Here is a 17016-nt window from a genome sequence, read left to right on the forward strand (position 1 = left end):
AGGCTAATCCTTCTTTACAAACAACCTCTCGCCGTCGGCAAGCTCCTCGTAATGCTGCTTCCAAGGAGCAATCAGGTATTCCATGCTGCCAAGTCCCAATATGCCCGCCTTGGTTAAGCTCTCATGGAACAGCCGGTGTACGCGGTCCTGCAGCTCGGGATTAAAGTAAATCATGACATTGCGGCATAGGATTACATGAAATTCATTAAACGTACTGTCCGTTGCCAGGTTATGCTGGGCGAACATCACATGCTGCGCCAAGGAAGGGTCAAATATCGCATAATCCCTTTCAACCGTGTAATAAGCGGAGAATTCCTTTGTTCCGCCGGCCTGCAAATAGTTCTTGGTAAACGTCTGCATCCGCTTAAGAGGAAACTTTCCTTCCTTCGCCTGCTCAATGGCACGCTCGCTCATATCGGTCGCATAAATTCTGGCCTTCTCGAGCAGCCCTTGCTCCTGCAGCAGAATGGCCATGGAATATACTTCTTCGCCAGTTGAACAGCCCGCATGCCAAATCCGGATTTCCGGCAGCTTGTCCAGCAGCGGAACCGCCCGTTCGCGGAATGCCCGGAAAAAGCTTGGATCACGGAACATCTCCGTTACTTTGATGGAGAAATCATTGGTCAGCTTATGGACATAGTCCGGCTCATGCAAAACCTTTTCCAGCATTCCGGTAACGGTCTGCACGCCGTCCATATACATTCGGTTCCGGATCCGCCGTCTGAGGGAGGATCTTAAGTAATGACGGAAATCATAACCGTATGCACGGAACAGCCCTTCAATCAACAGTTCGATCTCAATGTCTTCCCATTCGTTGGCCGGCAGTTCATCGAGCGTATGATCCGGTAAATCAAAGTGCTGCTGATTGTCCATTTAGCTCCCCACCTGCTTCGTCAGCCATACCTGCATAAGCGAATACAATTGATCCATCTGCAATGGTTTGCTGATGTAATCCGAAGCACCCGCTTCGAGACATTTATCACGGTCGGATTTCATCGCTTTAGCCGTCAGGGCGATAATCGGCATGGCCTGCAGCTCCGGCTGCTTGCGCATCTCCCTCATCGTCTCGTACCCATCCATAAGCGGCATCATAATGTCCATCAGAACAAGATCAAAGTCTTTATTTTCTTTCAAAAGATCCATGCACGCCCTGCCGTTGCCCGCCACCGTCACCTGCATCTTCTTGTTCTCCAGCGCGTTAACGAGCGCAAACACATTGCGCGCGTCGTCTTCAACCAGCAGCACCTTCTTCCCTGCAAACACGCAGCCGGCGACATGCTCCTCCGCTGCTTCCTCTCCAGAGGGCTGCGTCTGTTCTGGCTGCTCCGTTCCCGTAATCTCAATGGCCGCCGATGCTTCCATTTGAGCCATCTGAATGATATCAACCATTTCTTGACTAAGCAGAGGCAGATAGACGGTAAAGCAGCTGCCTTCACCAAGCGTACTGTCGAGCTTGATGGACCCGCCCAGCAGCTTCACAAACTCGTTGCAGATGGACAACCCTAGTCCCGTTCCGCCATAAATCCGGTTTGTCTTGCCGTCCACCTGCTGGAAGGCTTCAAAGATCAGCTTCTGCTTGTCCTTAGGAATACCGATACCCGTGTCCGTCACGGAAATCGCCAGCATCCCGTCATCCGTATGATCAAATCCTAATCGAACGGAGCCCTTCTCCGTAAACTTGAAGGCGTTGGACAGCAGATTTTTCAAAATTTGCTGCAGGCGTTGGCCATCCGTGTACCAAACGGCAGGAAGGTTCTCGGCCATGTCAATTGCAAAAGTTACTCCTCTTTTTTCCGCTATTGGGTTAAAGGTCAGCTTCATAAGCTCCGGAATTTCGGTGAGATTCACTTCGTCCACGGTCAAAATGACTTTCCCCGCTTCAATCTTCGACAGATCCAGAATATCGTCGATGAGCTTGAGCAAATCCGTTCCCGAAGTATGGATAACTTTAGCATAACCTTCTTCGTCTTCGCTTAAAGTATGGTTCTCATTTTCTGCCAGCAGCTGCGATAAAATGAGAATGCTATTGAGCGGCGTGCGAAGCTCATGCGACATATTCGCAAGGAAATTGGACTTATACTGCGAGCTTTTCTCCAGCTGCTCGGAGTAATCCTCCAATTCTTCCTTTGCCTTCTCGAGCTCTTTCGTCTTCTGCTCGGCCACCAGATATTGCTCTTCCAGATGCTCGGTTGTCATCCGCATCTCTTCCTGCTGCATCTGCAATTCCTCGGTCAATACCTGAGATTCGCTTAGCAGACGCTCGACCTCCATACGTCCGGCCACATTGTTAACCGCTATGCCGAAGTCTTTCTCAACCTCTTCCATCAGCTTCAGGTGCTGGGTGGTGAATGATTCAAGCGAAGCGAATTCGATAACGGCTTCCAGCCTGTCTTCATACTCAATGGGAACGATTAGTATACTCCGCGGCTCCATCTGAAAAAGTCCGGTTGAAATAAGCGGAGCATGGTCCTTCGTCTGATTTATAAGGAAAATGCGTTTTTCAATTGCGCATTGCCCTGCTAGCCCTTCTCCAAATCGGATTTCAGACTTGCCCGCATCCTCCCCGGAGCTGGCGTAAGTGGCCAGCTTCTCCAGACGCTGCTGATCGCCTGCTCCTTTCCGGATGTAAAACACGCCGTAAGACGCGTTAACCATCGGTGCGACCTTCGTCAGAAACGTCCGGGCAAGCACCTGCAGGTCGTTAATCCCCTGCGTCATCGTTGCGACCTCCGCAACCTTGGCTTGAATCCAGCTTTTCGCCTCAAGGCTTGCAAGCAGCTCGTTAGTTGCATCCCCAAGATCCTTGATCTCGTCTTTCGAATTAACTTTAATCCGGGTTGCCAGATTACCGCCGGAAGAAGCGATTTCCTTAATCGTCTCCACGACCTGCTTAATCGTTTTGACAATCGAACCGGACACAAACGACACGATCATAAACGATATAATGGTTGCAGCCAGCAGCAGCAGGTAGATGCCTATGGTAAGAATCCGGTTTTTGTTCTCCAGATCCATAATGTGAAGCTTTGTCGCCTGAACCTCTTGATTGCCGATCGCATCGAATTTGGAACGGAGGCTGTCCATCCGCTGCTTGCCGACGTCATTCTGGAAGAAGGCGATAATATCCGCCTCTCTTCCTTCTCTTTTCATCGCGATTGTCGGCTCTGCCGCTTTGCTGATCCATTCCTGGATGGTCAACTTGATTTCCTCCAGCTGTTTCTGCGTGCTTGAATTGTCCGCGATGTAAGCATACAGGCTGTTATAATTGGACTCCCACTGCGACTTTCCTTTATCGTAGGGATCCAGGTAGCTTTCATCGCCCGTAATGATATATCCGCGCTGGGCTGTCTCCATGCTGACCGCATCGTATTGAATGGAAGCAATCAGGTTGTGAACCTCGACATCCCGGGTAGTTATCGTTTCAACTTCGTTTTGCAGTGCCTCTATACGGTCCGTCACCGTTACAATCGAAGCCCCTAAACAAATAAGAATAAGGAAATACCCGATTGCAATCTTGGTTCTAATATTAAATTTGAATGCTCGAAGCATAGAAATCTCCTTCTCTCTTAATCTCTTAATCTCTTAATCTCTTAAACTAATTATACCATTATATCTACAATTACACGGCTGTTTCATTTACAAATTTCTAGGGTATTAAAAGAAAAAAAGAGGATGTGATTGTAATGGATATTTTCATTCAGATCATTATTGCCGTCATTACGGTTGCTTTCGTCATCCTGATGTTTTTCCTTATCCAGACCATCAAAGCGTTGACCTCAACCTTGAACGAAGTACGCAATACGGTCGGCGAGCTTCGAACCGACGTCTCCGAGATCAGCGGGGACGTGAAGGAAATGATTCATAACACCACGGAGATGACCCTTGATGTCCGCACGAAGCTCCGCTCGCTGGATGTCGTATTCGCAACCGTGCATGACATCGGCCAGACCCTGCACAGCTTTACCGGCGTCATGAAGGAAACGGCCGCGGGTCTTGTTGCCACCGTCAAAAATAAAGCTCAGCGGGAGGTCTACGATAGCGGAACACCCCGGCCAAGCAATGGAAGGATTACAAGCGCCATAACAGACGGCATTATTTCCTCCTTACGAATTTGGAGAAAACTCAAACAACATTAAGCTATAATAGGATAAGCGGAGAGGAACGGGAACAATGATGAAACCATGGACTAGCTTGACTATACCGGCAAAAGCCGAATATATTGACATCGTGCGGCTTACCCTGTCGGGGCTCGCCGCCAAGGAAGGCTTCTCTTACGAGGAAATCGAGGATATGAAGGTAGCCGTTACGGAGGCATGCAGCAACGTTGTTCTGCATGCCTATAACGGAGGAGAATTCGGGGTTATGGAAGTTATCTTTGAAGCAGAGGAAGAAACCTTTCAAATACGGGTGAAGGATTCCGGCAACAGCTTTCATTACGAGCCGACCGTTATTGCGCATGCTTCCCTGCACGAAAAGCCGTTAATGGACGCGAATGTGGGAGGCCTTGGTCTCTTTCTGATGCAGGCTTTAATGGACCAGGTTGAGGTCCACTCGGAATTAGGCACCGAGGTGATTCTAACCAAGCGACTTGGTAGGAAAGAGGAGATGGCATGAAATCACAATCATCCTGCCTGAATCAGCAGCAAATTAATGATCTGCTTCAAAGATACAAGGAAATGAGCTGCAACGATGCCGCAACGGCATTGTTGCAGCATTTTGAATCATTGGTCCGGATGGCCGTGTCAAAAATTTCGAGAAACCGCCCCGATCTCTACGAGGATTTGTATCAGGTCGGCCAAATGTCCATGCTGCGGCTGTTCAAGCAGTATGATAGCGACAAGGGCGTTCCATTCGAAGGCTACGCCATGAAAAGCGTCATTGGCCAGCTTAAAAATTATTTGCGCGACAAGTCCTGGTACATACAGGTGCCTCGAAATATGAAGGAAAAAGGACTGCTCGTCCAAAAAGCCATCGATGAGCTGACGACAAAGCTCGAACGCTCCCCCAAGATGGACGAGATTGCCGCTTATTTGGGATTATCGGTGGAGGAAACGATCGAAGTCTTGTCTTCCCGCGAATCCTATCAGTATGTCTCGCTTGACACCCCGCTCTCCAGCGAAGGCGACAGTGCGACAATTGGCGATGTCATAAGCGACAACAGCGATAAATACAGTCATGTCGATAACCAGATCGCCCTCAGCGATGCCATGGCGCAGCTCAAGGATGAGGAACGCAAAGTGCTCGTTCTCGTCTATCAGCATGGCCAATCCCAGAGGGAGATCGCCGATCAGCTTGGCGTATCCCAAATGAGCGTATCCCGCTTCCAGAAGCGCGCGCTTGATAAATTAAGACAGCTTCTGCATCCGCCGCAAAGCGAAGGAGGCTGAACGAACCGCCCGTCTCGTTACGAGACGGGCGGTTTTCTTTTGCCAATCCAAGCGCAAAAAAAGAAAGGTTGTCCGATGGACAACCTCTCCCTTCGATCCGCTTCTTAATTCGTTGTGGACCTCATCTTGTCTTTCATATCGTCCTTGGCGGAGCTGAAGGCATCCATGACATGCTCGTTGGATTTCTTCGCCCTATCCGTCAAATCCGAAGCCTCTTCCCTTACGCTGGACAGAACATCCTTTGTTTTGTCCTTCGCCGTGGAAGCAAGTTCCTGAGTACGCTGGCTGAGTGCCTGGAACTTATTCGAGATATCCTCCCTCAGCTGCACACCTGTTTTCGGCGCTAGCAGAAGCGCCCCGACAGCACCAACCGCTGTCCCTACAATTGTACCTACCAGCAGACCGCTACCTGTGTTTTCCTTTGGCATAGTTATCTCTCCTTTATTCCGTTCTCGTATTCGAAACCGTATCCGATCTCGTATTATCTATTACACCTCTAGAGGTTAATTGAAACAGCAAAGTTTGCGCCCATTCTTTTTTCAAAAAATCATTGCATCTTTTAATGTTTATGTCATATACTGTTTACATAATAATCAGTGTACAAAATACACAGAAATGAGGCGCATTGTGAAATCAATGGCGATTGAAGTATCGGGTCTCCGCAAAAGCTTCGGGAAACAATCCGTATTAAGCGGACTTGAACTGTCCGTACCGGCCGGATCCGTTTTTGCCCTGCTTGGTCCTAACGGAGCCGGCAAAACCACTCTCATTCATATTTTGTCTACTTTAATTGCACCCGATGGCGGAAAGGTTCTCGTTGGAGGTTATAATGTGCAGACCGAGCAGGAGCTGGTCAAGCAGCATATCAGCCTCACCGGCCAGTTCGCCGCAGTGGATGAAGTCTTGTCCGCCGAAGAAAATTTGCGCATGATCGGCAGGCTGTCCGGGCTTTCTTCGTCACAGTCCAGAACGCGTACGGAAGAGCTGCTAAAAGCATTTGATCTTGTTGACGCCGCAAAGAAACGGGTAAAAACCTATTCGGGAGGCATGCGCCGAAGACTTGACCTTGCCATCAGCCTTGTGGTCGACCGCCCCGTTATCTTTCTGGATGAACCAACTACAGGTCTGGATACCGTCAGCCGGCGGGCATTGTGGGATATCATTAGCGATCTGGCGAGTCAAGGCAGAACGATCTTTCTGACTACGCAATATTTGGAGGAGGCCGATCAGCTGGCCGACCAGATCGCCGTCATTAATGGCGGCCGGATCGTGGCGACCGGCAGCGCCGAGCAATTAAAAACGCGTGTCGGAGGAGAAGTCATCGAACTATTAAACGGCCATGACGAGGTTATTCATACGGTACCTACAACCGGAAGCGTTCAGGATATTAGCCGTACGCTGAATGAACTTGTTCATTCGGTTCCGCCCGGGACGCGGGTCAATATCCGCCGGCCTAGCTTGGACGATGTTTTTGTTGCCTTAACAACTAACGGGAAAGAGGTGCAGCGCGTATGATCGCTTCGACTAAACCTGCAAAACCGGCATCGATGCTGACAACCAACCTTGTCTTCATCGGCCGCAGTCTCCGTCACAGCCTGCGTAATACGGAGGCTCTGATGATGGCGATTATGCTCCCTGTTATGCTGATGCTCCTGTTTACTTACGTCTTTGGAGGAGCTATCGATTCCGGCGGGGATTATGTGAATTACGTGGTTCCAGGCATTATTTTGCTCTGCGCGGGGTTCGGCTCTTCAAGCACGGCGGTTGACGTGTCCAACGATATGACCAATGGCATTATCGACCGGTTCCGGACGATGCCGATCAAAAGCCTCAGCGTTGTGACCGGTCATGTCGCAGCCAGCCTCGCCCGCAATTTATTCGCTACGGCCGTTGTTATTGGAGTCGCCTTGCTTGTCGGCTTCCGGCCAAATGCCAGCTTTATCGAGTGGGTGCTGGCGATAGGCGTTATTACCTTGTTTATATTGACCTTCACCTGGTTATTTGCAGCTATCGGCCTGGTTGCGGGAAGTCCGGCGGCAGCAAGCGGATACGGCTTTGCGCTTCTGTTCCTCCCTTATCTGTCCAGCGCCTTTGTGCCAACGGATACGATGCCCTCCTGGCTGCAAGGCGTAGCCAATCATCAGCCGATAACGCCTGTCATCGAGACGATCCGGGGATTGCTGACGGGTACGCCGCTGGATAATAGCGCTTGGTGGGCTGTTAGCTGGTGCCTTTTCATCCTGACTCTTGCGTTCGTCTGGAGCATCTTCTCCTTCCGCAAAAAAGCCGGACGCCGTTAATCGGATTTCCTGAAATAGAAAAAGCCAGCCATCTGATGAGTTTTCATCAAATGGCTGGCTTTTTCGCATCTAACCTTTGGAAGCGAGATAATGCTCAATGCCGTCCAGAATGCGCTCCAGGCCAAAATCGAAATCATTGCCGACCGGATTATCAGCCGGATTCTCCTCCGTGTATACGCCTGATTCGATAAGCGGCTGCAGGTCCGGATAATGCTCCTCCTTCACGAGTATCTTAAGCGCCTTCGTATAATCGAGTCCGCTGAAGGAGCCCGGACTTGCCCCGCCTTCCATCGCCCGAACCATGTCCCTTTGAATCAGACCGGTGGAGCGCGCGTAATTGCTGAGCAGCAGAACGGTAGACATTTTCTCAAAGTCATTAAGCGGAAGCTTCCGCATCGGCCGCAGGGCCAAATCCACAAATAGCAGATTATTAGGCGTTAGGGGCACGCCCGATATCGGAATATCCGCATACCAGGGATGCTTCAGAAATACGTGAATGCAATCCCGTACATACTGCCGCATGCCCTCTCGCCAATCCGCCTCTTCGTCCTCCGGCCTATCCGGAAGCTTGCAGACAGACTCCTGCATAAGCAGCAGCAAATCGTCTTTGCTTTGCACATAGCGGTACAGAGACATCGCCGTAAAACCGAGCGATGTCGCAACCCGGCTCATCGAGACAGCCTGAAGTCCTTCCTTATCCGCCAGCTCGACTGCTGCAGCCACAATCTGGTCGATAGACAGCTCGCGCTTGGGTCCTCTCTGCGATTCCTTCACCAGCCCCCATGCCAATGCAACTCCCCGCGGCAAGGATTTTAATACGTCTTCCTCGTCACCATGCTCCATCCCATTATCCTCCATACCGGTCATGCCATAATTGTGTACTTAATAAACAGTATATCACAAAAGATGCGGCAACAAAAAAACAGCTCCTGTAAAGGAGCTGTTTTTTCTAATCCATGCCATGCTCTTCGCGGATCTTGTACAGTCCCCGAAGCAGCAATTCCGCAGGATCGCGGTTGATCAAAAGATGCGTATACAAAAGATGCAGGGAGAAAGCGCAAACATTATTGCCGTCGGAAATCGCCGGGAAACCCGTTTCGAATACAGGTCCTTTCAGCTCTTCGTTCCAGGCAAGGCCTGCATGAACCTTCTCCTCGGGGAATTCGTCTTCAACAGACTTAATGCAATGCGGGATGAGAACTTTATCGATTAAAGCTTTGGCATCATCTTCGCTTGCAGGAGGCTGCGGAAGCGGCTTACCTCCTTCGGTCTTCATCAATTCGTAGAAGAACGAAGCCATCCATTCTGTCGCTTCTTCGTTGCCCGCTTGGAAATTCGCGATTAACTCACGAAGGAAAAAGCCGCAAACGTAATCGCTGCCGGATTCATCCTTCACTTTGTAAACAAACACGGGACCATAAAGCTCTTGGTTCAATACTTGCCCTTGAACATCTTCGAAATGCTGTCTCAAAGCGACAAAGCCGTTGTGCTGGACCGCCTTGACAAGCTCAGCGAATTGCTTCGCTTCTTCCTCTGAATTGCCTTGGATCTCTTCGTTTGTCGTCTCATTATTCATTATTCGCTTCACCCGTAATCATCATATCATTCCGACAAATCATCAGTCTAGTCCAAAAGAAAAACCGCCCCCCAAAGGGACGGCTCGTCAATCCTCTTTACTCTACGCCGTATTTCTGACGAAGCTTGGCCAATTGGACAAGAATCGTATCCGAAGGGTCGCGGTTCAATTGCATCATTTTGTACAAATAATGAATCGGGAAAACGCATTTCTCTTCCGGAACATCCTTGAAGCCAAGCTCAAGCACAGGCGTATGGTTCTCATCAAGCCCTCTGTTGCCCGTAATCGTAAGCGGCGCAAATTCCTCGCTGACCGCGCTAAGGCAATGCGGGAACAACACATCATCGATGAATTGTTCTTCCTTCTGTTCGCTGTCCGGAGGAGGAGGCAGCTCTCTGCCACCTTTGTTCGTCTTCATCAGCTCGTAGAAGAAGGAAGCCATCCATTCCCCTGCTTCACGGCCGCCATCCTGGAACTGTTCCGCCAGCTCGCGCAGGAAAAAGCCGCAGTCATACGTTTTCTTGAAATCGTTCGTCACGCGGTAAATAAAGATCTGCCCAAATTTCTCATCGTTCACGACAAGACCTTCCACATGAGGGAAGTACGGCTTTAGAGTCGCGAGTCCCTTCTGGAAGATCGTCTTCATGAGCGCGTCCCAGACCTCGGTATTATCGTTAGTTTCGTTATTATTCGCATTCGTAATATCATTATTCATATTGTTTTCACCCTCAAGCATCATACCATCCGGCGCTTTATACCGTCCAGTGCTATACTTTTACAGCGTTAGCCCTTGCTTACGAAAAAGGGCAGATTCTCGATGCCAACCAGGCGTAAATAGACAAACAGCTGGCCTTTGTGATGAATCTCGTGGTCTTTGGCATTTTGCAGCAAAACGACGCCCGGAAGCGAGTTGCCGAAGAAATCGATTGGCGCTGCAAGCTGTTCCGGCGTAAGGGAACGGAGAACGGCTTCCGTCTGTTCCGTTGCCGTTGCCACGGCGCTTTTCAGTTCTTCAATCGTTGCAGGCGCAGCAGGCTTTGCGCCTGGCGTGTAGGCGCCGTTTTGTACCGTCTTCGCGAACATATCCATCGCGCCAATAATATGCAGGACAAGCCCGGCAAGCGACATTCCTTTCTCCCACGGCTTGTAGGACAGTTGTTCTGTTGTTACATCGGTCAGCATGTCGTGCAGAACGTTACGATGGCTTTTCCAACCGGCAATAAACTCATTGATGTTCGTCATCTCATGATCTCTCCTCTGAATCGTCATTAACAGTATTCATTATAAGGGCTGTAAACGTCATTTTCATCTTTTAGGCTTTTTCCCGGTTGCACCAGTCAGCGATAAAAGCGGCCATCACCTTCGTATATTCAATAAGCTCCTTAATATCAAGGCTTTCGTCTACGGCATGGGCCTTGCTTAACTCCCCCGGTCCGTAAATAACCGTCGTGATTCCTGCCCGCCCGATCCAGCCTGCATCCGTAACCGTTGGTGTCATTCCAACCTCCGCCTCGCGGTTCAGTACAGCATGGTGATTCGTTAACAATGTCTTCACGCCATCATTATCCGGATCAACTTCTAATGAAGGAAAAATTTCTCCCCGCTCCTCGATCATCGATCTCCCGCCCCATCGGAACGTTGGCGGATGATTTCGAAGCCATGGATCGCCCTGCGCCACGCGCATCAGATGATCCTCGATTTCCGCGACTACCGATTCATAATCTTCATCCGGGTAGAAATGAACCGTAATCCAAAGTGCGCAGCGGTCGGCAACAAACGCGGCATGGCGTCCCCCTTCAATAACAGCCGGATTAATCGTATTGGAGCCCGGCGGGAATCCCGGATAGGACTTCGTTACCGCCCAATGCCTCTCCAGCTCCTGCAGCCCGGCAATAAGCTTTGCCATCTTCTCGATCGCGCTTGCCCCATGCAGCCCGCCTCCCGCGTGAATCATCCGGGAGCGCATCGCATCGTGATGGGTAACCGGGCTTTGCACCGTAACCCAGCCGGTAATAACGCCCCCTTGTCCTTGAACCGCGAGATGGCTTGTATCCGCGACAATGGCGAAATCCGCTTCGCAGCCGCGTTCCATGCATGCTCTGGTGCCAGCCTCTCCAGCCTCCTCCCCGATTACTGATTGGAACAGCAAATCTCCCTTAAGCTCGATACCGGCTTCCGTCAGCAGCTTAATGGCAAACAATAAAGCGGCAAGGCCGCCTTTCATATCGGCTGTTCCGCGGCCATATGCCCGTCCGTCGTTAAGCGTTAATTGAAACGGCTGCATGGACCATTCCGTGCTGTCGCCTACCTCCGCTACGTCCATATGCCCGTTGAGAAGCAGGCTTTTGTAGGAACCGCTCTCCGTCCCTCGTCTAACCGCGGTTACGTTTGGATCTCCCGGATAGACCTCCCACAGCTCCGTCTCAAAGCCAAGGTCATGCAGCTGATCCTTCATAAACATCTGCGCCTGCATCGTATTGCGCGCCGGCGGACTTACCGTCGGGAAAGCGACCAGTTCAGCAAGCAAAGCGAACAACTCATCCTGCCGGCTTTCCACCTGATCGAGTACATGCTTCAGTTCAACTTCCTTCATCTAATGCATCCTCATTTCGTAAGGAAAATGTCACCCTTACTATAGAGGATTACAATCATGCGGACAACCTTAACAACTCTCAAAAAAATTTACATTGCGTTAACATGAATAACGTTTTGCGTTTACGTAGCCCAACTACAATAACTCATGTAAGCAAAACAAAAACAAAAGTTTGGAAGGGGAACCTACTTAAATGAAAAAATCTCTGATCGTCACTATGGCACTGACATTGTCTTTATCGCTCGCAGCTTGTGGCAATAACAATACAAACAACGGTGCAAAAAATGGTAATGCTGCCGCTTCAAACAATGCAACAACAAATAACACAGCTTCCGTATCCGGATCGATTCTGGCAGCAGGCTCTACTGCACTTCAACCGCTGGTTGACCAAGTATCCAAAGAGTTCATGGACAAAAACTCCGGCGTATCGATTCAAGTTCAAGGCGGCGGCAGCGGTACCGGTCTGACTCAAGTATCGGAAGGCCAAGCCCAAATCGGCAACTCCGACGTATTCGCTGAAGAGAAGCTGGATGCCGACAAAGCAGCTGAGCTGGTTGACCATCAAGTAGCCGTAGTCGCGATGGCTGCCGTAACAAACAAAGACGTTGGCGTTGACAGCCTGACTAAGCAACAACTGGTTGACATCTTCACTGGTAAAGTAACGAACTGGAAAGACGTTGGCGGTAAAGACGAGAAAATCCAAATCGTTAACCGTCCTTCGAGCTCCGGTACTCGCGCTACTTTCGAGAAATTCGCGCTTGGCACTAAAACAGAAGACCTTCAAGGTTCGATTCAAGAAGATGCTTCCGGTACGGTTAAGAAGCTCGTAAGCGAAACTCCTGGCGCTATCGGTTACCTGGCCCTGTCTTACCTGGACGATTCGATCGCAGCTGTTAAATACGAAGGCGTTGAAGCAAATGTAGACAACGTAGCTAACGGCACTTACCCGGTATGGGCTTACGAGCACATGTATACAAAAGGCGAGCCTGATGCAGCTACTAAAGCATTCCTTGACTACATGGTGTCCGAAGATGTTCAAGGCGACCAAGGCGACGTAGTGGAAATGGGCTACATTCCGGTAAGCAAAATGGAAGTTAAGCGCGATGCTCAAGGCGCAGTAACGAAATAATTAATCTCCAATAAATAAAGGCATAGTCAAGAGGCGGGCAAGCTCGTCTCTTGAATGCATGCCTATATGTTAATTATGTAAAGGGTGGTCGCGATGAAGAAGTCTAATGATCGGGAAGTAGCCACGCCGCATCTTGCGGAGGAATGGGTTGGCAAAGTATATACATTCATCTGCATCTTGTTTCTTATCATCACCATTTTTTCGATGGTTTACTTCGTCGCTTCAAAAGGACTTAGCACCTTTATCGTAAACGGCGTAAACGTAAAGGATTTGTTAACAGGACTCAAATGGAAACCGGATGGCGAACCGGCGTTGTTTGGCGCCTTGCCGTTTATTTTTGGTTCGTTCAGCACATCGATTCTTGCTGCTATCATTGCTGCTCCGCTCGGGTTTTGCGCGGCAGTATTTATGATTGAGCTCTCTCCGAAGTTGGGCCGGACATTTATGCAGCCGGTTATCGAACTGCTTGCAGGCATTCCTTCCGTTGTATACGGATTTGTTGGTTTAAGCGTCATCGTTCCATTATTCCGCAACCTGTTCCCTGGCCAAGGCGTCGGGATCGCAGCAGGCGCGCTTGTACTTGCCTTTATGATTTTACCTACAATTACGACTATAGCAACGGATGCGCTGGCTTCCCTGCCCGCGGGCCTGAAGGAAGGCTCTTACGCGCTTGGCGCTACCCGTTGGCAAACGATATATCGCATTGTCCTGCCTACTACGCTTCCCGCGCAAATGACAGGTATCGTGCTTGGTATTGCGAGAGCATTTGGCGAGGCCCTAGCCGTACAGATGGTTATCGGCAACGCACCGCATATTCCGCATTCCCTATTCGAATCGACTTCAACGCTCACCAGTGCCATTACGCTTAGCATGGGCAATACGGCGATGGGCTCCGTTCAAAATAACGCCCTGTGGTCGCTTGCATTGATTCTGATGCTGATGACCTTTGTATTCGTCTTTATCATTCGCTGGCTGGAAGGAAGGAAGAAGCTATGAGTGCCAAAACAGTAGATAAAATCGCAACCGGCATTATTATTTTCATCACGGGCTTAATCGCTCTCGCCCTGATCGGACTTTTGGGCTACATTTTGTTCCGCGGTCTTGGCCATATCAGCTGGCACTTCCTTACTTCCCCGCCGGAAACGATTCGCAAAGGCGGCGGTATCGGTCCGCAGCTCTTCAACTCGCTGTTCCTGCTAGTACTTACGATGGTTATTACCGTGCCGCTTGGTATCGGCGCTGGCATTTATATGAGCGAATACGCAAAAGCCGGCAAAATCACTTCCGCGATTCGTCTGGTCGTCGAAGTATTGTCTTCCTTCCCTTCGATTATCGTTGGTTTGTTCGGGCTTCTTGTTATCGTTAATAAATTCAACCTGGGCTTCTCCCTGCTATCCGGCGCGATCGCGCTGACGATCTTCAACCTGCCGCTGATGGTGCGGATTACCGAGCAAGGTCTCCGCAGCGTACCGCTTCAGCAGAAGGAAGCAAGTCTTGCGCTTGGTATCTCCAAATGGAAAACCATCCGTTCGGTTCAGCTCCCGATCGCACTGCCAATCGTCCTTTCCGGTTCGATTCTGGCTGCCGGCCGGATCTTCGGCGAAGCGGCAGCGCTTCTGTTCACCGCAGGCATGAGCAGCCCGCGTCTTGATTTTTCCGACTGGAACCCGCTCCACTCCGCTTCGCCGCTTAACCCTATGCGTCCGGCCGAGACTCTCGCCGTTCACATCTGGAAAGTCAACTCGGAAGGTCTTGCTCCGGATGCTACGCAAATCGCGGCAGGCGCTTCGGCCGTGCTGGTCATTACGGTTCTGCTCTTCAACCTCGGAGCACGGGCGCTTGGTCGTTACATGCATAATAAATTCACAGCTTCGAAATAAGGAGGGCTACAAGCATGACAGAAATCGCATTGGCCGCCAAACAATTAAATGTTCACTACGGAGAAAAACATGCCGTTCATGACGTCTCGCTTGATTTCGCCGAAAAAGAAGTGACTGCCTTGATTGGTCCTTCCGGCTGCGGCAAATCAACCTTCCTCAGAAGCTTGAACCGGATGAATGACCTGATCCCATCCTGCCGGGTTACCGGCGATATCTGGCTGAAAGAGCAGAAAATCAGCGGCACGGAAACGGATGTCGTAGCGCTTCGCAAAAAAATCGGGATGGTTTGGCAGCGTCCTAACCCGTTTCATAAGTCGATCTACGAGAATATCGCTTTTGGTCCGCGTTATCACGGCATTAAGAACAAGAAGCAGCTGGATGAGCTTGTCGAACAGTCCCTGCGGAAAGCCGCGATCTGGGAGGAAACCAAAGACCGTCTTCATAAATCCGCTTTGGCTTTATCCGGCGGTCAGCAGCAGCGTCTCTGTATCGCGCGTACGATTGCGGTTAGACCGGATGTCATTCTGATGGACGAACCCGCTTCCGCGCTTGATCCGATCTCGACGTCCAAGATCGAAGAGCTGATCTCCGAGCTGAAGCAGGATTACAGCATCGTTATCGTAACCCATAACATGCATCAGGCAGCGCGCGTATCCGACAAAACCGCCTTCTTCCTGAACGGTCATGTGGTTGAATACGATAAAACGGAAACGATCTTCACCAACCCTGCGCATCAACGGACTAACGACTACATTACGGGCCGTTTCGGTTAATGAAGCGGCATAACGCATAAGGGCTAGACGAACCGGTCAGGTTCATCTAGCCCTTATTGTTATCGTTTAGAATTTAGAGCGATGGGAGTTTCAATGGCCGGCTTTTGCGGATGGAGGCAACGGCTGCGGCTAAGGAGAGGATGAGCACCAAGCCGGCGGCTAACGGATTATAGAGGACGGTGTCCTGCCAATTGACGACCAGTCCGCCGACGCTGGCACCGGCGGCGATGCCGACCTGAGTGACGGAAATATTCAGGCTGATAATCAGATTCGATGCTTGCGGAGCACGCTCGATGAAATACGTTTGAGTTGCCGGTCCTAAAGTGAACATAGACATGATCCATAGCGACAACAAGGTGATGGCAACCGGGAAGGAATGAACGGCTAAAGGCAGCAGTAACAGGGCAATAACATGGATCGTGACTCCAATCAGTATTAACTTGGCGCTTCCCCATTTGTCTACGGCAGAGCCTCCGATCCTGGAGCCAACCGCACCGGCCAGCCCGAACACTAGCATCATTAGGCCGATTTCCGCGGAGCTTCTGTGAAGAATGTCGCCAAGGAAGGAAGCAATATACGTGAACATCACCGAGTTGCCCGCTTCTCTGAACAGCACAAGCAGCAAGGCGTAGAAGATCACCGGATTAGCCAGCAGCCCCATTTGCTGCTTGAAGGGAACCGGAGCATCCCCCTCGATTTGCGGAAGCAAGAGAGCAAGACCGATAAGGATCACAATGCCTCCTATGCCAAGGAACAAAAAGATTGTCTGCCAGCTGTACATATTCGTCAAAGCAACGCCAAGCGGAACGCCCAAAATCATCGCGCTGCTGAATCCGAGGATAATCGTTCCGATCGCGCTGCCGATTTTTTCAACCGGCACCATCTTGGCCGCAGCGCTAAACGCTGCCACGATAAAGACGCCGGAGCTAACCCCGAGCAGCATCCGCGCTGCCATCAAAACCATGAAGTTCGTGCTTGCAATGGACAAAAAATTACCGGCTATAAATACGACTATGGCGAGGAGCAGAAGTCTTTTTCGCGGTATTCGGACGGATAAGGCGATAATAACCGGCGTGCCAATCGCAAAAGCCAAAGAATAAACCGTGATCAACTGCCCTGCCAAGCTCACCGATATATTCATTTGATTGGCTAGCACATTCAAGATTCCGGCAATCACCAGCTCTGAGGTGGCCGTAAAAAACACCGCAATCATCAAGACGTAAATCACAACACGATTCATAACGACACTTCCTTTTCCAAAACGATTTGTTAATTCGGATTATAACGAGGTTGCTTACTTTTAGTAAGAACGCAATTTATTTTGGCATAATCCATCCTTTTGGAGTAACTAACCGTTCGGTAAGTAAGTGGAAGACAAAAA

At 50.3% G+C, this 17016-nt stretch carries 18 protein-coding genes; 9 read left to right on the plus strand and 9 right to left on the minus strand.

Annotated features, from left to right (window positions below):
• Positions 1-3: 3 nt before the first annotated feature.
• Together CFI03_RS09375 and CFI03_RS09380 are read right to left on the minus strand one after the other, a co-directional pair.
• Entirely contained in the window at positions 4-873 is an 870-nt protein-coding gene (locus CFI03_RS09375) for a CheR family methyltransferase (RefSeq protein WP_127495980.1), read from the minus strand.
• Positions 874-3546, minus strand: a complete 2673-nt coding sequence (locus CFI03_RS09380) for a CHASE3 domain-containing protein (RefSeq protein WP_248757178.1) — start codon at positions 3544-3546, stop codon at positions 874-876.
• Positions 3547-3680: 134 nt separating this feature from the next.
• On the opposite strand from CFI03_RS09380, the gene CFI03_RS09385 reads away from it, so the two are divergent.
• The 3 genes from CFI03_RS09385 to CFI03_RS09395 are packed head-to-tail and all read left to right on the plus strand — an operon-like array spanning position 3681 to position 5384.
• Positions 3681-4133: a DUF948 domain-containing protein gene (locus CFI03_RS09385; protein ID WP_248757179.1), complete on the plus strand. Its 453-nt coding sequence runs from the start codon at positions 3681-3683 to the stop codon at positions 4131-4133.
• Between the two features lie 37 nt (positions 4134-4170).
• Positions 4171-4611, plus strand: a complete 441-nt coding sequence (rsbW, locus tag CFI03_RS09390) for an anti-sigma B factor RsbW (RefSeq protein ID WP_481857667.1) — start codon at positions 4171-4173, stop codon at positions 4609-4611.
• Complete coding sequence (locus CFI03_RS09395) at positions 4608-5384, plus strand: sigma-70 family RNA polymerase sigma factor (RefSeq protein WP_248757181.1); 777 nt, start codon at positions 4608-4610, stop codon at positions 5382-5384. The genes rsbW and CFI03_RS09395 overlap by 4 nt, the downstream gene beginning before the upstream one ends.
• A gap of 104 nt (positions 5385-5488) precedes the next feature.
• Here CFI03_RS09395 and CFI03_RS09400 read toward each other — a convergent pair whose 3' ends face one another.
• Positions 5489-5812, minus strand: coding sequence for a YtxH domain-containing protein (locus CFI03_RS09400; RefSeq protein ID WP_127495984.1), 324 nt, complete (start codon positions 5810-5812; stop codon positions 5489-5491).
• Positions 5813-6011: 199 nt separating this feature from the next.
• Between CFI03_RS09400 and CFI03_RS09405 the strand changes: the two genes are divergently transcribed.
• Positions 6012-6899, plus strand: coding sequence for an ATP-binding cassette domain-containing protein (locus CFI03_RS09405; RefSeq protein WP_248757182.1), 888 nt, complete (start codon positions 6012-6014; stop codon positions 6897-6899).
• Positions 6896-7684 (plus strand): ABC transporter permease, encoded by a 789-nt coding sequence (locus CFI03_RS09410; RefSeq protein WP_248757183.1) that lies wholly within the window; start codon positions 6896-6898, stop codon positions 7682-7684. Before CFI03_RS09405 ends, CFI03_RS09410 begins: the two co-directional genes overlap by 4 nt.
• A 69-nt stretch (positions 7685-7753) precedes the next feature.
• Here the strand turns inward: CFI03_RS09410 and CFI03_RS09415 are convergent, their stop codons facing one another.
• From CFI03_RS09415 to CFI03_RS09435, 5 genes are all read right to left on the minus strand, one after another.
• Positions 7754-8527: a TetR/AcrR family transcriptional regulator gene (locus tag CFI03_RS09415; protein ID WP_248757184.1), complete on the minus strand. Its 774-nt coding sequence runs from the start codon at positions 8525-8527 to the stop codon at positions 7754-7756.
• Positions 8528-8633: 106 nt separating this feature from the next.
• Positions 8634-9260, minus strand: a complete 627-nt coding sequence (locus CFI03_RS09420) for a hypothetical protein (protein WP_127495988.1) — start codon at positions 9258-9260, stop codon at positions 8634-8636.
• A 97-nt stretch (positions 9261-9357) separates the two neighbouring features.
• On the minus strand, positions 9358-9975 hold the full coding sequence (locus CFI03_RS09425; RefSeq protein WP_248757185.1) for a hypothetical protein: 618 nt from the start codon (positions 9973-9975) through the stop codon (positions 9358-9360).
• Positions 9976-10043: 68 nt separating this feature from the next.
• Positions 10044-10502, minus strand: coding sequence for a DinB family protein (locus CFI03_RS09430; protein ID WP_248757186.1), 459 nt, complete (start codon positions 10500-10502; stop codon positions 10044-10046).
• Between the two features lie 70 nt (positions 10503-10572).
• Positions 10573-11853 (minus strand): acetylornithine deacetylase, encoded by a 1281-nt coding sequence (locus CFI03_RS09435; RefSeq protein ID WP_248757187.1) that lies wholly within the window; start codon positions 11851-11853, stop codon positions 10573-10575.
• A gap of 193 nt (positions 11854-12046) precedes the next feature.
• Here CFI03_RS09435 and CFI03_RS09440 point away from each other — a divergent pair, with 193 nt between their 5' ends.
• The 4 genes from CFI03_RS09440 (at position 12047) to pstB (ending at position 15635) form a co-directional block, all read left to right on the plus strand.
• Positions 12047-12982, plus strand: a complete 936-nt coding sequence (locus tag CFI03_RS09440) for a phosphate ABC transporter substrate-binding protein (RefSeq protein WP_248757188.1) — start codon at positions 12047-12049, stop codon at positions 12980-12982.
• A gap of 93 nt (positions 12983-13075) precedes the next feature.
• The gene (pstC, locus tag CFI03_RS09445) at positions 13076-13978 is read left to right on the plus strand and encodes a phosphate ABC transporter permease subunit PstC (RefSeq protein ID WP_127495993.1); all 903 of its coding nucleotides are present in this window, start codon (positions 13076-13078) and stop codon (positions 13976-13978) included.
• Complete coding sequence (gene pstA, locus CFI03_RS09450; protein ID WP_127495994.1) at positions 13975-14862, plus strand: phosphate ABC transporter permease PstA; 888 nt, start codon at positions 13975-13977, stop codon at positions 14860-14862. The genes pstC and pstA overlap by 4 nt, the downstream gene beginning before the upstream one ends.
• 14 nt (positions 14863-14876) lie before the next feature.
• Positions 14877-15635 (plus strand): phosphate ABC transporter ATP-binding protein PstB, encoded by a 759-nt coding sequence (gene pstB, locus CFI03_RS09455; protein ID WP_127495995.1) that lies wholly within the window; start codon positions 14877-14879, stop codon positions 15633-15635.
• 73 nt (positions 15636-15708) lie between these two features.
• Here the strand turns inward: pstB and CFI03_RS09460 are convergent, their stop codons facing one another.
• A complete protein-coding gene (locus tag CFI03_RS09460) occupies positions 15709-16875 on the minus strand; it encodes an MFS transporter (protein ID WP_248757189.1) in 1167 nt (388 codons plus the stop codon).
• Positions 16876-17016: the final 141 nt, after the last annotated feature.

This window comes from Paenibacillus sp. ATY16 (assembly GCF_003399985.2).
Lineage (GTDB): Bacteria > Bacillota > Bacilli > Paenibacillales > Paenibacillaceae > Pristimantibacillus > Pristimantibacillus glycanilyticus.

Bases quoted from the DNA above. Each gene is read 5' to 3' on its own strand.
- CFI03_RS09440 (WP_248757188.1), top strand. From the start codon at position 12,047: ATGAAAAAATCTCTGATCGTCACTATGGCACTGACATTGTCTTTATCG.
- pstA (WP_127495994.1), top strand. From the start codon at position 13,975: ATGAGTGCCAAAACAGTAGATAAAATCGCAACCGGCATTATTATTTTC.
- CFI03_RS09425 (WP_248757185.1), bottom strand. From the start codon at position 9,975: ATGAATAATGATATTACGAATGCGAATAATAACGAAACTAACGATAAT.
- pstC (WP_127495993.1), top strand. From the start codon at position 13,076: ATGAAGAAGTCTAATGATCGGGAAGTAGCCACGCCGCATCTTGCGGAG.
- CFI03_RS09395 (WP_248757181.1), top strand. From the start codon at position 4,608: ATGAAATCACAATCATCCTGCCTGAATCAGCAGCAAATTAATGATCTG.
- CFI03_RS09435 (WP_248757187.1), bottom strand. From the start codon at position 11,853: ATGAAGGAAGTTGAACTGAAGCATGTACTCGATCAGGTGGAAAGCCGG.
- CFI03_RS09385 (WP_248757179.1), top strand. From the start codon at position 3,681: ATGGATATTTTCATTCAGATCATTATTGCCGTCATTACGGTTGCTTTC.
- CFI03_RS09375 (WP_127495980.1), bottom strand. From the start codon at position 873: ATGGACAATCAGCAGCACTTTGATTTACCGGATCATACGCTCGATGAA.
- CFI03_RS09460 (WP_248757189.1), bottom strand. From the start codon at position 16,875: ATGAATCGTGTTGTGATTTACGTCTTGATGATTGCGGTGTTTTTTACG.
- CFI03_RS09380 (WP_248757178.1), bottom strand. From the start codon at position 3,546: ATGCTTCGAGCATTCAAATTTAATATTAGAACCAAGATTGCAATCGGG.
- CFI03_RS09410 (WP_248757183.1), top strand. From the start codon at position 6,896: ATGATCGCTTCGACTAAACCTGCAAAACCGGCATCGATGCTGACAACC.
- rsbW (WP_481857667.1), top strand. From the start codon at position 4,171: ATGAAACCATGGACTAGCTTGACTATACCGGCAAAAGCCGAATATATT.
- pstB (WP_127495995.1), top strand. From the start codon at position 14,877: ATGACAGAAATCGCATTGGCCGCCAAACAATTAAATGTTCACTACGGA.
- CFI03_RS09400 (WP_127495984.1), bottom strand. From the start codon at position 5,812: ATGCCAAAGGAAAACACAGGTAGCGGTCTGCTGGTAGGTACAATTGTA.
- CFI03_RS09415 (WP_248757184.1), bottom strand. From the start codon at position 8,527: ATGGAGCATGGTGACGAGGAAGACGTATTAAAATCCTTGCCGCGGGGA.
- CFI03_RS09420 (WP_127495988.1), bottom strand. From the start codon at position 9,260: ATGAATAATGAGACGACAAACGAAGAGATCCAAGGCAATTCAGAGGAA.
- CFI03_RS09430 (WP_248757186.1), bottom strand. From the start codon at position 10,502: ATGACGAACATCAATGAGTTTATTGCCGGTTGGAAAAGCCATCGTAAC.